The following is a 14,230-nucleotide window of genomic DNA, read 5'->3' on the forward strand; positions in this document are numbered from 1 at the left end:
ATTATAAATGATTTTTTGTAGATTAGTCTACCAAAAAAGAACAAATGAGTTACTACCATATAAAAAACTTAGAAGAATATTTTCAAGTATATAGAAAATCTGTAAGAAATCCTGAATTGTTTTGGGAAGAAATAGCAGAAGAGCACTTTGTTTGGAGAAAAAAATGGGACACTGTGTTAAACTACGATTTTGAAAAAACGGAGTTTAAATGGTTTGAAGGAGCTGAGCTAAACATTACAGAAAATTGTATCGATCGTCATTTGCGTATTAGAGGAGATAAAACAGCTATTCTATTTGAGCCTAATAACCCAAATGAAGCAGCCGAGCATATATCTTACAAAGAATTACATAAGCGTGTTTGTAAATTTGCCAATGTATTAAAAGAACACGGAATTAAAAAAGGAGACAGAGTTTGTATTTATTTACCAATGATTCCAGAATTGGCTATCTCAGTACTAGCCTGTGCTCGTATAGGAGCGATACACTCAGTAGTTTTTGCAGGATTTTCGTCAACAGCATTGGCTACGAGAATTAATGATTGTAAAGCAAAAATGGTAATTACTTCTGATGGTTCTTACAGAGGAGCAAAAACAATTGATTTAAAAAGTATTGTTGACGAAGCATTAGAAGACTGTCCTACTATAGAACATGTATTAGTTGCCAAAAGAATTCATTCCAATATTCAGTTGAAAAAAGGACGAGATAAGTGGCTAGAACCTTTATTGGAAGAAGCGTATCAAGATTGTGTTCCGGAGATTATGGATGCTGAAGCCCCGTTGTTTATACTGTATACTTCTGGTTCAACAGGAAGCCCTAAAGGAATGTTGCACACCACAGCAGGTTACATGGTGTATACAGCCTATACCTTTAAAAATGTTTTTAACTATAAAGAAAACGATGTGTACTGGTGTACCGCAGATATTGGTTGGATAACAGGGCACAGTTATATTGTTTATGGACCATTAGCAAACGGAGCAACTACGGTGATGTTTGAAGGAGTTCCTAACTATCCAGATTTTGGGCGTTTTTGGGAAATTGTTGAAAAACATAATATAAATCAATTTTATACAGCACCCACAGCAATTAGAGCATTGGCAAAAGAAAAATTGGATTTTGTAAACAATTACGATTTGTCATCAATAAAAGTGTTAGGAACGGTAGGAGAGCCAATAAATGAAGAAGCATGGCACTGGTATAATGATAATATAGGAAAGAAGAAAAGCCCCATTGTAGATACTTGGTGGCAAACAGAAACTGGTGGTATGATGATTTCGCCATTGCCCTATATTACGCCTACCAAACCAACCTATGCAACATTGCCCTTGCCAGGAATTCAAGTAGCTTTGATGGATGAAAACGGAAAAGAGATAAATGGCAATCAGGTTGATGGAAGATTGTGCATAAAATTTCCTTGGCCTTCTATGGCAAGAACTATTTGGGGAAACCATCAGCGTTATAAAGAAACGTATTTTTCTGCATTCGATAGTATGTATTTTACAGGCGACGGAGCGCTTCGTGATGAGGTAGGTTATTACCGAATTACGGGTAGGGTAGACGATGTAATTATTGTTTCAGGACACAATTTAGGAACAGCCCCTATTGAAGATGCTATCAATGAACACCCTGCAGTTGCAGAAAGCGCGATTGTTGGTTATCCTCACGATGTAAAAGGAAATGCCTTGTATGGATATGTGATTTTAAAAGAAACAGGAGAGGCAAGAAATCAAGATAATTTACGCAAAGAAATCAATCAAGTTATTACAGAGCATATTGGTCCTATAGCAAAATTGGATAAAATTCAGTTTACGGAAGGTTTACCAAAAACGCGTTCAGGAAAAATTATGCGCCGAATTCTGCGAAAAATAGCACACAATGAATTGGATAGTTTAGGAGACGTTTCCACGCTTTTAAACCCTGAAGTAGTACAAAGTATAATTGATGATAGATTATAACCAAAGCAAAGGGATTTTTGAGTGATTTGGCTTCATATGACTTCATTCAGTTATATGAAATCTACCCGAATTATTGATGTTTAGTTGAAGTATAGAAAGCGTTTAATTTTTAAGGTGTCCTAAAAAGGGGAAGCCTACAGATTAAATTGTGGAGCCTATTTTTGGAACTCTCACACAGTATATGGGCTTGCGCAAAGTTAATGTTAGGGGTATCGATGGGGCGAATACGTGCATGCTCATGGCGGGGGCTGCATACAACATTACATAGCTTTAAAATGAATTCCATTTTTTTAAAATTTGGGGGTTGTGCATCAGCTACCGGTGTTGTAAAACGTTTTTTATTCGATTATAATTTATATTGTAACAGGTAAAGCTCCTGTTTGCCTGAATTCAAATCCATATCAACACTAAACTCATTATTTTGAATTTTTCTAATTAATGCGCCAGAAACGTGAAGAAGATTAATTCCATTTTTTGCTTCCCTTATTCTAAATCCAAAAGGTCTGAACTCCTTTATTTTTCCTAATTGTGGTTCAAATTTTTTAATGTTAGTTAAGAATTCATTTTTGTCAAATTCAAATAATTCGGTATTGAGTAATAATTTCAGAGATTCGTAATCTTTTTTAGTCAATAAATCAACCGTATGATTTACGAGACTCATTCTTTCATCAACTAATTCGAGTGTTTCAGTTGAATACTCAAAGGTCTTTTTTGTTCCGTCCTCAAAAACTATAATCGAATGAATTTCATCATAATTCTCTTTTTCTTCTTTTAAGTTTCTGTAAAAAAGATAGGCAATATTTGAAGCTGGCATCTCGATTCTATTAGCATTATCCTCCAAAATTCCGCTTTTACTCATTTCAAGTTCAAAATATTTTTTCTTTCCGTCTTTTGTTGAAGCGGAAACTCCTATCGCATATTTGCATTGTCCGCCATAAAATTCGAGAATCTCCTTTACTCCAGCATCTTCATTATCAGTTATGCTTATGAAGTTTGATAGAAGTCCAGTTTTTTGTTCACCCTCACGTTTGTTTCCGCAAGATGTTACTAAAAATACACAAATTAATAGGCTTAAAATTCTGTTCATTGATTTCTCTTAAATGTTTTACAACGTTTCGTTGCGTTGTTTACTAATTTACTAAAAATAACTGAACCAATTTTTCATGCACCCCAAGAAAATTTTATCGTAGATTAAATTGTGGAGCCTGTTTTTGGAACTCTCACGCAGTATATGGGCTTGCGCAAAGTTAATGTTAGGGGTATTGATGGGGCGAATAAGTGCATGCTCATGGCGGGGGCTGCATACAACATTAAAAAACTATTAAAATTCTTGGGTACAACTACTAAAACTGAGGCCAAAGCAGCTACTTGTGTGTTTTGGTTAAAAAACGTACGATATCACTTAATAAATGTCGTTTTAAGCTCAGAAAAAAGGCAAAATAAGGAGTTAAAAATTTTGATTTAGTTTTATATAAAGACATTACAAAGCTTTCAAATGAATTCTACCTTTTGAAATTTTGGGGTTGTGCATCAGCTACCATTGTTAGCCGTTGTTATTCTTCATTTTCGTCATTTTCTGGCTAAGGAATACACCTAATAATAAATTCTAAATCTTCATCATCTAGGTTATCTTTTAAATCAGAAAAATCAAGTCGCTGTAATGTATCCATACAACAGATTTCACACTTACCGTTCATTGCTCCAAAGTACATAAACACCAGAACCATTGTCACGTTAACTAAGACCAATTCAGGTTCGCGAGATATCATTTTTACGCTTAAATGTTCATAGGCATGTTCAACCCCATTATCATGGCATTCACTTCCTGATTTTGTTATACTATATTCAAATCCAAGATTGGTTAAACTCTTTAATATGTCAATAAGTTCCTCCCTATTAAAACCAGTAACTCTTTCAAAAAGCGAAAAATCCTCGTGTAAATCTTCTGTTATATCATGTCGGCATGAATGCATTACTAATGCAGTCAGAAATTGTCGTTCTCTATCAGTTGTTAATTTTAATTTATTGAAAATATACAGAACAATGCTTTCAATTTCTTCTTCTTCAAAATCCTCAAATAAAGAATTAAATAACTCTTTGATATAGGTAATATCATCAGGTAGAAACTTCTCAGGTTCAATATCTCCTAACTTTTTGATTATTTTCTTCGCAAAATTAATTGGTGTTAAATCAATCAATGAAACATAGCCGATTGTTTTTCGAATCCCAGGTATTTCAGTATCATCAAATCTTGCTGGAAGTATATATTCTTCACTTTCGGAAAATGCTCTAGCCTGTGCACTTTTCAGTTCGTGATTTGTCCAAAGCTTTCTTTTATAATGTTCTGATATGAAGACGACTGCGTATTTGGCTTTATTCTGGTATACATCATCTAAGTGCTGATATAAATCTTTCCCCCACAAATCAATGTCCTCATACAAATCATAAAACACTTTAATTCCAGATTTCCGAAGAAAACTTGCTGTTTTTTCTACATAATCTCTATCCTCGCCAGCAAAAGATAAAACTACATCATATTCTAGATTCAGACATTTTTTCATGTTCATTCAGGTTCTGTTTTAATAACGGTTAACGTATTTGTGTATGATTTTTTGCGTGAAAAGACGCGAGTCGTTTTCCGTTGTTGCGGAAAGATAATTAATAAGATTGAATTTCCGTTGAGGAAATTTAGCCGCAATTAATTATACACCTTGTTACCACACGTTTTTTTCCATTTTAAAAAATCAGATGTTCTAAATGATTTCTTAATGCGAAAAGTAACATCAAAATCAAAAGAGTAATCAAATTTGTTTTAAATTTTACTAATTCTTCTTTATAATATTCTTTTTTTATTCTAAAGACTAAAAATCCGCCTACTATTAAAATTGGAAGATAATTTAGAATCAAATCAACGTACCACAATTTGGCTATTCTGCTAGAAGTTGCTCCAGAGCCATAAATCAGAAAGAAAGCTAGAGTCTCTATTAGGATTAGAAGTAAAAGAATTCCGCAAAAGAGTATTGACATAATTCCAATTCCGATATAATTAGTTTTAACTTTTAAAAATTCGTTCACATTCATTTCTTAAAAGTTAGATGGTAAATTCAGACAGGTTATTACTGAAATTAAATGAACTCCCACTAAGTAAAATTTCCATTTAAATTTTTTAGTCAGAATTAGTGCATAGATTGGAACTTGAACAACAGCAATTATAATAGACAAGATTCCTATTCCATTTTTTGTTAAAATAGCAATTAACATTGAAAATGGATAAACAACTTTTGCTGGTAAATAAGTTCCGTGCCCTCCACCCATTGCAAACACAACAATGACTAATAAAATTAATGTTATTAAAATAGTAGTTCCGATTTTCATTTCAAATGTGTGCTAACGGTCTTGTATATGGCTCGTAGCGTGTAAATTAGCGATTAATTTTCGGTTAGGCACGAGCCAAATTTTTTAATTTTCTTATTACCTTTCTTTTTAATAAGCAAAGTTAAAAATTTGGCGGACTTGCAAATATGCCTTAACTTTGAATTATCCAACTAACTAGCTATGAGATATATACGTTGTTACCAGTAGTTTTTATTCCTTAATTGTTATGTTATTCTCTTTAGCTTTTCTTTCAATCAATTCAGATTTTCCTAATTCCTCTAATTTAGCACTTATAAATTCAAATAACTTTTGACTGTCTTTTTGATATTCAGAATTAGCTTCCAAATATATTCGATGAGCTATGAATAAATTGTCCAACGCATTTTCATAATCTTCTTTGATTAATAACATTTTTGCCAAACCAAAATAGCCTTCTGGGTCATTCGGATAAAGGAATTTTAATTCAGCATATTTTTTTATTGAGTTTTCGTCATCTTCTAACTTAGAATAACAAACAGCTATGTTTAACAAAGCCACATTTCCCTCAGGGAATATTTCAAGTGATTTTTTATAATATTTCACAGCACTGTTATAATCTTCCTGTATTCTATATGATATTGCTAGATGGTCAATTGCATAAATAAAATTCGGGTCTAATTTTATAGCAGATTTAAATTCTTTTATTGCTTTCTTGAATTTTTTAGAATCTAAATAATCATTCCCTTTATCAAAGTATTTATTAGCTTCGAAATTACTAGATAAGCCGTAGAATTTAGTTTTTTTATTTTCAATTACCAGTCTCCTTACATTATAACAATAACTTGGAAGTATATCGTATGCTTTTTTTATCGTTCCTCGAATACCTTCAACAGTTGTAATTTGTTTTCTTTCATCAAGACTACCTTCCATCATAACATTAGCCATAGATTTCGTAATACTTCCTCGAATACTGTCTTGAAGAATCTTTATGTCATTTATTGAGTCCAAGTATTTACAAGCATCTATTGCAATCTTTTCAGATACAGATTGCCCTTGAAGTGTAGAAAAAATTAAAATATTAAATAGTAATGTTAGTGTTTTGTTCATTGAGTCTGTTTAAATTACTGGCAACGGTCTTGTATATGAAAAGTAGCGGATTTCAGGCACTAACTTTTCGGATTATAACTGACTTCTAATTTATTTATTTTCTTTCGATTAAGCGATTAAACCGCTATTTTTTATATACGTTGTTAGCTTGCGTTTTTTTTCAGTTGTTCTTTATTTGTCAATATTAAAATTCCTCCAATCACAAATCCGCTTATCAGTCCACCAAAATGAGCTGCATTATCAATTCCTCCTAAAAATCCAAATAACAAACTTAATCCTGCGTAAAGTCCTAATAGCATCCAAGTCATTCCTCTCATATAATTTGGGTAAATTTTAAAAACTGTAAAAGCCAAAATCAGACCATAAAGTCCAAAAATTGCTCCAGATGCTCCAACACTAACTGTGTTTTCGTGCCAATAAATACTCGCTAAACTTGCAAGTATTCCGCAAACAATGTAGGTAATTATTAATTTTACCGAACCAAGAATGTTTTCCAATAAACTGCTTCCAAGTCCAAGACCTATTAAGTTCATAAATAAGTGTAATATTCCACCGTGAATAAACATCGAAGAAAATAATCTCCAATATTCTCCATTCATAACTTCTATTCGTCTATTTCCTCCAATTTCGAGCAATTCCTTTGGTGTAGGCGAGACTATGTTTAACCCGTCAAATGTCATAATTAGGAAAGCAATAATATTTAAAAGCAATAAAATCGCTGTAGCTTTATTTTTGCCCATTGGATTTAAAAAGCCTAACATATCCTTTAAATCGTCTTCTTTTAGCGGTTTATTCTTTTTAAAATCGTTTAATTCCTTTTCGTCAATTTTTGGAATAACTACCATTACCAAAAGGACTAATGCTCCAATTCCAAAAGAGCCAAAAATCCAGAAAAATGAATTGCCAAGTCTTTCTTCAAAAACATCATTTTTTGGGACAAGTATTATTTGTTCTTTTTCGTTAAGATTAGGGTTTCTTTCTTTTATTGCTTCTATAAATCCGTCTCTGTCGTCTGAATACCCTAGTCGTTCAAAATATTCTACATCTTGAAAATTATAAGTTTTAAATTCTCGTTCTGATTTGTTTAAAAAAGTCCTGTATTCTGAATTTTTCCTTTGTTCATTAATACGATTACTTAAATTTTTTTTATACTCAACTCCATACCAAATAGAGCTCGTTTCCTCAAATGGACAGGCTAGATATAAATAAAAGTTCAGATTATCATTATTTCGACCAGAAGTTCTCGCAGTTAAATATGGAAGACTTGAGTTATGGTCAATATTAAATGAGTTTATTTTAAAATACTTTTCGTTTTTTAATTCTTTAACTTTTGAGATTGAAGATATTTCATTTAAGTCAAAAGAACCTTTTTCAATGTAGTTTTGACTTATTATTATTGGTACAGCCATTGCTGCTGCCATAGCAAATTGATATCCAAAATATCCATTATCTCTTTTACCTCTAACATTTAAAATTCGAATTCTTCTTCGTAACCAAATAAGTATTGGAATCCAAGGAAGAGTGAAAGGAATCCAAAAATTCAATAAGTTTTCTTTTAAGGGTAAAATTCCGAGTTTGATATCTAAAGTCCAACGAAATATGTTGTAAAAAAGAATAGTTCCAATCGAAACTATTAAAAATGGAATATATACTTCTTGAAGTTTTGTTTTAATATTGTTCAATTCTCGATGTTGGTTTTAAATGCAAGCTAACGGTCTCGTATAAGAATAGTAGCGGATTTTACTCACTTACTTTTCGGCTAAACACTGACCTTCTTTATATTTACTTACTTTAGTTTTAACGACTAAACCGCTATTATTTTTATACATTGTTGTACACTGGCTTTTTTTCATTCAGGTTGGTTTTCAGCGTTGGCAAAGTCATACTCTTTGACAAGTTTTGGCTTGTGTGGCTGGTTTTTGAGCGACTTGGCAATGTGTATGGCTTTAGCGTTTGGCTTTTCAATCAAATATTCCAATAAATGTTCAGCCCAAGCTTTTGATAATAAAGGAGGAACTGCATTTCCGACTTGAACGTAATAGTTTCTCTTTGTTTTAGATATCAAATGAAAATCATCAGGAAAAGATTGAAACCTTAGACCTTCCCTAATTGTAATCATTCTATCTTCACTATAGTGAATATTACATCCAATATTTGGTCTGTTAAAATGTGTATTCAAAGTGTAACTAGGTTTTTCAGGGTCAAGTCTACCATAAGTAGTAGTTCTTCCTCCAGTGCTTTTAAAATACATTATACGTTTAGTGGAAACTTCATCGGGAATATCCATATAATTTCCACCAGGTTTTACGTGTTTAATTATTTCTTTGTCTGTCGGACTAGAATATGGTGTAATCTGTAAAGTTGTTTCATTTGAGTTTTTACGCATTAATGATTGGTAGTCACAAATAGGCTCTTGTTTATATTTAATATTTCCATTTTCTGTTGGAGATTCTAAATCTGAAATTGCCTCAAATGACGAAATCCATTGTTTTTTGTTAGGAACATTCTCAAAATGAGTTTGAGTTGGTGCAGTAATATCTGAACCTAATTTATTTCCTATGATGAAAACTCTCTTTCGTTTTTGTGGAACACCATAGTCAGCTGCATTTAAAGTGTAAATATTTATATGATAGCCAATATCTTCGAATGCTTTTTTTAGATTGTCAATTACTTTAGAACCATCAGAAGCTTTTGAAGATTTTATACCTGTTACATTTTCAAATAAGAATATTTTGGGCTGAATTTTATTTACTACTTCTAAATAAGAATAAACTAATGCAGACCTATCATCATTTGGGTTCCTTTTACCGATTCCCGAGAATCCTTGGCAAGGAGGACCGCCAATTATTACATCTGCACTTGGAATTGTTTCTAAGTTAATTTTAGTAATGTCTTCATTGATAATATGATTACCAATATTAAGTTTATAAGTTTCACAAGCATCTTCCAATATGTCATTAGCCCAAATGATATCATAGCCTGCTTGTTTAAATCCTAAATCTAAACCACCACAGCCTGAAAACAAGCCTATTACCTTAATTTTATTTTTTCTCATAATCTTCTGTCTTCTACTAAGTCTGCCAGGAATAATTCAAAATAATCTACCATTTCTCCAGCAGTTGCAAATCCCAAATTGTCCTTTGGGAAAATAATGTTACCAATGGCTAAGTCAAGATTTCTTCTTGGAGTTGTTAATCCTTCATCACCACTAAAATCTGGATTTGTAACATTGAGCGATTCAAAGACTGCAACTACTGATAATATTTCAGCTTGGGTAAACTGTGTCAAGTCTGGTATTCTGAATTTTTTAATTTGAAATCCCTCCAATTTTCTTAATCCCTCTTGATTATTTGCGTTTAATTCAAATTGAATTTGACCAAATGCGGAAAGTAAAAATGCAGTGATGAATTTATATTGCTCTTCGTCTGTTGCATTTGGATTTCTATTTTTCAAGTCATCGCAATAGAAAAAGTTTGTTGAAAGTGTGAAATTAGAATTTAATGGATTGAAATAAACGCAATGCTTTGTTCGGTCAGCTCTAGGTATTATTATTTTAGGACTATAGGTGTGGTTGACGGAATTATTTATTATTCTTTTCCATTTTAAGTTTCCAAAATCAGTATTACACGTATTGTAAAAATTATTTAAATCAAGACTTCCTGCAAGTGCAGAAGGAATCAGATTGTTTGATGAGTTATCTGCTTTACCAGGGAAATGAAAGGCTAAATCGTATTCTAAATCTGATACTTCGAAAATATAGTTTCTTCTTACATCATTATTCTTAATTCCATAGCCGATGTAATTGTTTAATGAATTTGGAATATCTATTCTGTTTTCGTTTGGTTTACTACCATTTCCAAAATAACTGTTTGAAGCTAAATCTTTAGTGGGGTAAATTAGTTTCGCTCCTCCATCATTTTCAGAATTACCTCTATTAACCTTTTCAAAATGGTGTTCAATATTGACTAAACAGTTTAAGTTTGAGAAGTTATCATACTTGTTGTCATTAAGATACTGTCGCCAATTATCTGTTGCAATTAAAGTATTTCTTGGAACAACTCTCAATTTGAATCCTGCGGTTGTTGTATCAGTATTTAAGGCCAGGATTGTTTTCAGGTTATCAGGGTTAAGCAATATATTTTCATCTGATACTCTTACGAAAGAAACATTTGCTGAATTGTTTCCTTTCTTCAAAATCACAATAACTGTTGTTACATCAAACTCTTGAAAATATTTCCTTGGATAGGAAATAATAGCTTCAACTTTGTCTGAAATAAAACGCTTCAAATGTTCACCATCTTTGTTATTCAGGAATTTTGTCATTAAGATAATTCCTGCTTTGCCATTATTTCTTAAGTAATGCCAGATATAGTTTGTGAAATAAAAATAAAGATTGGGTTGTGAAGCATTTGAAACAAAATAATTCAACCCTTGCCCAGTTATGGCTCCTCTCATTTTTGTCTTATCAGCAATTGTTATTGGGGCATCAGGATTATCATTTCGTAAAAACGGTGGATTCATTAACACCGTATCATAATGATTTGCTCTTGGATTTTGGAATACATCACCAATTGAAATATTTGCAGTAGTGGAATTGTTTACCTGTGCAAGATTTTTAGAAAGTAATCTAAAAGCAGATAATTGAGAAAGGAATGGGTCAATCTCAATACCATCTATTTGATTCAGAATTTGATTATGAGTTTTGACTTGGTTTGCGGTAGAAGTAAGTAAGCTAATTTGGTCATAAGCGGCATCTAATAATGCACCATCACCACATCCCGGGTCTAGTACCGTTGCGTCAAGAGAATCAATACATAAAGTCGCAAGCAAGTTTGATAATTCGGCATCCGACATTATTTTTCCTTTGCTGTGTAATTCTTCTTTAATATAAATTTTTGAAGTAAGAAGATTAAACACGTATGAAGGTGATGGATTATCAGCAACAGCGTTGCTATTATGTTGAACAAAACACTGAATCAAATCCTTGAAATATTGCAAATAGTTTACAGAAAAATTATCAGGGAAAAGGCGCTGTCCTTGATTTGGGTGGTCAATAAAAATCTGTCTGAAATCTAGCTGAATGATTCTGTTATAATTGTTCGCTAAGTTGTTTGTGAATTGAGGTAAAGTTGCGGTATTCGATGGATAATTATGAAAGTGTGCCGCATTTGCATTTCCAGTTTGGGTATAAAAATCTTTCAAGTAGGCGTAAGCAAGTAATCTAAAAAGCTCATAAAGTGTTAGTTCTTTTTTAACTTCTTCGGGATAGCCCAATGTGTTTTTTAATGCAATATAATTGTTGTAAAAACTTTCAATTACAAGGTGCCAGTTGTTGTCCCAATCAGGTGCAACTCTATTGAAAATGTTCGGTAAAATATTTTCAAAGGTCGCTTGAAGTTCTGCAATCGATGCGGTTGCATCGTGATTTACTGGGTTGAAAAGCGAATGTTGTCTTGGGTTACCTTTTAGTATGCAATTTGTTAAAGGAACACCATTTCTGTCTGCGAATAAAACTAACCTTTCAATGTTGGTCACACAAAAGTATTTGTGATAATTAGGTTCCCAATGAGCTCCAAAATCTGTTACATAGGAACGTGATTGGTTTTGGTACCTTTGTGATTCAACATCTCTTTGAGTTCTCTTTACTTCTACAATGAAAACAAAACGTTGAGTTGCTTTTAATCTAATAGCACAATCAGGAATAGTAGAGCTATTTGGTATTTTAGGATTGTGAACAACTTCAGCTATTCCGTCATAGCCACAACTTATTAAAGCGTTATTTAGAGCAAATTCAACCGCAGGTTGAAAAACACTTACTTCATCTGAATTATACCAAATGTTTGTCATACTATTTTATATACTCTTTTAATTCATTTTTTAATTCCTCAATCCCGATAGAAGAATTACTGTATTTGTTATATTCATTTAATAAAATAGAATCGATTTGCTCAATTATTTTATTTTGTTGGTTGTCATATCTATTTGTAATCATTAATGATTTACCTAACTTTTCTAATTCATTAACGGATTGACTTGAAATGCTATTTATACCAACGACTTTAATCTCTTTAAATTCATAAAGTTGTATTTTTCTTAAACCGTTTCCTTGACTTCTAGAGTTATTTAAAATACTCAGTCTAGTAAATGATGAGTTTAATATTGCTAGATAAGCTAACTCTGATTGTTCAATATTTACAGAATAGAAATTATCAGAAGAAAGATGTTTATTTGGGTTGTAGATAAAATCGATATTGTTCCTTAAATAGTAATTGAAAATAAAATTTCCAGCCGATTTTAATTTTATCGTGTACCAATCTTTATTTTGTGTAATATCTCGCTTTACCGCTTTATATTTATCGGATGAAGTGTTAAGAATCTTGTTTTTTACAGAATCTAAATATTCTTTGGTCACATCAGAAATAGAACCATTCACAGCCAATATATACGCATTTTCTTTAGTAACATTATATGTCTTTATTCTAGAAATATTCTTAACTATAGGTTTAAGCTCTGGATATTTTTTTTCGGAAAAAATGAAGTGATTATTTACAATTGCTGAAGTGCCACGTTGAATAGGTTTAGAAACAATGGAGCTAAGTGTTTTAAATAGTTTTGATTTAAAATTGATTATGCTGGAATTGTTAAAAGAATAGCTTAATAATTCCTTTGGGCGGAGATTATGTGCTTTATCCGTTAATCCATTATATGTTTTTAAATCGTTTAAGTCATTTAAAGAGTAATATGCAGTTGATTTTCGACTATTTTTAGTTTTAACAAACTTGATTACTGTTGCTCCAACTTCTGCATTATCAAAGGCACTTTTCTTAAAGTGATAAATACTTGTTAAATGTCCTAATTTTAGAAATGATTCTTTTAAAAAGATACCGAAACTACTATAAAGCCAACTGTCATAAATTACGGCTACCATTATTCCATTTTCCTTCAGATGTAAAATACTTTTAAGCAAAAAATAGATATACAAATTTGATTGAGAAGGAACAGTTGAAAAACTTGATAATAGTTCGTTTTTTATGTTTGATTTTGAATTCACTCCATTTGCTAATAACTCTTGTCTGACATAAGGAGGGTTTTGAATTATTAAGTCGAACTTCTCTGTAGAGTCTAAATCAAAAAAACTTCCTTGAATTAGAGTCCTTTTGGCTTCATTATAAAAATTCTTAATTTCCTCATTAATTAAATTTTCATCAATTTCTACTCCTTTTAGATAGCAATCTGAAACTTCTTTAGGTAGAGCTTTGAAAAAAGTGTTCGGACCAATACAAGGGTCAAGAATTTTAGATTTTGAACTAATATTCTCTTTTAATAAACTAATCATAAATTTAGCAAGAATAGGAGAGGTGAATACTTGCCCTAAATTTTCATTTTTTTCAGGCTTTTTAGCCATAGTTTCAAAATCTTTTGAAAAAAATAATTCTAATTGTTCTTCAAATGATTGAACAAGTTCATCAACTTTATATGGTTCTGAAATTGTATTAATCATTTTTTATAGTTTTATATTTAATCTGTTCTTCTGCGGCTTTCAATGCATTTAAACCTTCTTTTTCATTTTTAACAATGTCATAAATTTTAGTAGCAATCCACAGAGCTTCCAGTTCCTCAAATGAGAAATTGAAAGTTTCACTAATAGTTTTCAGATGTTCACGTTTAATTGCTTTTTGGTCGTTCTCAACTTTACTTAAGTATCCGTCTCCAATTTTAAGAATAGCGGCAAGCTGTCTTTGAAACATTCCAGAAGATTCTCGTAATTCTTTGATTTTTTGTCCGAGTGTCATTTTACCAAATTTAGACTTGACTAT

Annotated in this window: 12 protein-coding genes; 2 read left to right on the plus strand and 10 right to left on the minus strand. The window is 31.7% G+C overall.

All coding sequences use genetic code 11. The annotated features are described in order from the left end of the window. Positions 1–44: 44 nt before the first annotated feature. A complete protein-coding gene (acs, locus tag P8625_RS00895) occupies positions 45–1,952 on the plus strand; it encodes an acetate--CoA ligase (RefSeq protein ID WP_279651625.1) in 1,908 nt (635 codons plus the stop codon). A 346-nt stretch (positions 1,953–2,298) separates the two neighbouring features. Here the strand turns inward: acs and P8625_RS00900 are convergent, their stop codons facing one another. Beyond that, positions 2,299–3,039 carry a hypothetical protein gene (locus P8625_RS00900; RefSeq protein ID WP_279651626.1) on the minus strand — a complete coding sequence of 247 codons (741 nt, stop codon included), beginning with the start codon at positions 3,037–3,039 and terminating at the stop codon, positions 2,299–2,301. A 111-nt stretch (positions 3,040–3,150) separates the two neighbouring features. Between P8625_RS00900 and P8625_RS16215 the strand changes: the two genes are divergently transcribed. Next, positions 3,151–3,417 carry a transposase gene (locus P8625_RS16215; protein WP_322790504.1) on the plus strand — a complete coding sequence of 89 codons (267 nt, stop codon included), beginning with the start codon at positions 3,151–3,153 and terminating at the stop codon, positions 3,415–3,417. A gap of 115 nt (positions 3,418–3,532) precedes the next feature. Here the strand turns inward: P8625_RS16215 and P8625_RS00905 are convergent, their stop codons facing one another. From P8625_RS00905 to P8625_RS00945, 9 genes are all read right to left on the minus strand, one after another. Further along, complete coding sequence (locus P8625_RS00905; RefSeq protein WP_279651627.1) at positions 3,533–4,519, minus strand: toll/interleukin-1 receptor domain-containing protein; 987 nt, start codon at positions 4,517–4,519, stop codon at positions 3,533–3,535. 169 nt (positions 4,520–4,688) lie between these two features. Next, on the minus strand, positions 4,689–5,033 hold the full coding sequence (locus P8625_RS00910) for a hypothetical protein (protein ID WP_279651628.1): 345 nt from the start codon (positions 5,031–5,033) through the stop codon (positions 4,689–4,691). A gap of 3 nt (positions 5,034–5,036) precedes the next feature. Continuing rightward, positions 5,037–5,327: a hypothetical protein gene (locus P8625_RS00915; protein WP_279651629.1), complete on the minus strand. Its 291-nt coding sequence runs from the start codon at positions 5,325–5,327 to the stop codon at positions 5,037–5,039. 210 nt (positions 5,328–5,537) lie between these two features. After that, the gene (locus tag P8625_RS00920) at positions 5,538–6,413 is read right to left on the minus strand and encodes a tetratricopeptide repeat protein (RefSeq protein ID WP_279651630.1); all 876 of its coding nucleotides are present in this window, start codon (positions 6,411–6,413) and stop codon (positions 5,538–5,540) included. Between the two features lie 143 nt (positions 6,414–6,556). After that, positions 6,557–8,095 carry a rhomboid family intramembrane serine protease gene (locus tag P8625_RS00925; RefSeq protein ID WP_279651631.1) on the minus strand — a complete coding sequence of 513 codons (1,539 nt, stop codon included), beginning with the start codon at positions 8,093–8,095 and terminating at the stop codon, positions 6,557–6,559. A gap of 167 nt (positions 8,096–8,262) precedes the next feature. Continuing rightward, the gene (locus P8625_RS00930) at positions 8,263–9,468 is read right to left on the minus strand and encodes a DNA cytosine methyltransferase (RefSeq protein WP_279651632.1); all 1,206 of its coding nucleotides are present in this window, start codon (positions 9,466–9,468) and stop codon (positions 8,263–8,265) included. Beyond that, on the minus strand, positions 9,465–12,260 hold the full coding sequence (locus P8625_RS00935; protein ID WP_279651633.1) for an HsdM family class I SAM-dependent methyltransferase: 2,796 nt from the start codon (positions 12,258–12,260) through the stop codon (positions 9,465–9,467). Before P8625_RS00935 ends, P8625_RS00930 begins: the two co-directional genes overlap by 4 nt. 1 nt (position 12,261) lies before the next feature. Next, complete coding sequence (locus tag P8625_RS00940) at positions 12,262–13,914, minus strand: Eco57I restriction-modification methylase domain-containing protein (RefSeq protein WP_279651634.1); 1,653 nt, start codon at positions 13,912–13,914, stop codon at positions 12,262–12,264. Beyond that, a complete protein-coding gene (locus P8625_RS00945; RefSeq protein ID WP_279651635.1) occupies positions 13,907–14,206 on the minus strand; it encodes a helix-turn-helix domain-containing protein in 300 nt (99 codons plus the stop codon). Before P8625_RS00945 ends, P8625_RS00940 begins: the two co-directional genes overlap by 8 nt. Between the last annotated feature and the right edge of the window lie 24 nt (positions 14,207–14,230).

It is taken from the genome of Tenacibaculum tangerinum, from assembly GCF_029853675.1.
Classification (GTDB): Bacteria; Bacteroidota; Bacteroidia; order Flavobacteriales; family Flavobacteriaceae; genus Polaribacter; species Polaribacter tangerinum_A.

What these genes read in the sequence shown, in the direction of transcription:
- acs (WP_279651625.1), top strand. Translation starts at nt 45, where the DNA reads ATGAGTTACTACCATATAAAAAACTTAGAAGAATATTTTCAAGTATAT.
- P8625_RS00900 (WP_279651626.1), bottom strand. Translation starts at nt 3,039, where the DNA reads ATGAACAGAATTTTAAGCCTATTAATTTGTGTATTTTTAGTAACATCT.
- P8625_RS00905 (WP_279651627.1), bottom strand. Translation starts at nt 4,519, where the DNA reads ATGAACATGAAAAAATGTCTGAATCTAGAATATGATGTAGTTTTATCT.
- P8625_RS00910 (WP_279651628.1), bottom strand. Translation starts at nt 5,033, where the DNA reads ATGAATGTGAACGAATTTTTAAAAGTTAAAACTAATTATATCGGAATT.
- P8625_RS00915 (WP_279651629.1), bottom strand. Translation starts at nt 5,327, where the DNA reads ATGAAAATCGGAACTACTATTTTAATAACATTAATTTTATTAGTCATT.
- P8625_RS00920 (WP_279651630.1), bottom strand. Translation starts at nt 6,413, where the DNA reads ATGAACAAAACACTAACATTACTATTTAATATTTTAATTTTTTCTACA.
- P8625_RS00930 (WP_279651632.1), bottom strand. Translation starts at nt 9,468, where the DNA reads ATGAGAAAAAATAAAATTAAGGTAATAGGCTTGTTTTCAGGCTGTGGT.
- P8625_RS00935 (WP_279651633.1), bottom strand. Translation starts at nt 12,260, where the DNA reads ATGACAAACATTTGGTATAATTCAGATGAAGTAAGTGTTTTTCAACCT.
- P8625_RS00940 (WP_279651634.1), bottom strand. Translation starts at nt 13,914, where the DNA reads ATGATTAATACAATTTCAGAACCATATAAAGTTGATGAACTTGTTCAA.
- P8625_RS00945 (WP_279651635.1), bottom strand. Translation starts at nt 14,206, where the DNA reads ATGACACTCGGACAAAAAATCAAAGAATTACGAGAATCTTCTGGAATG.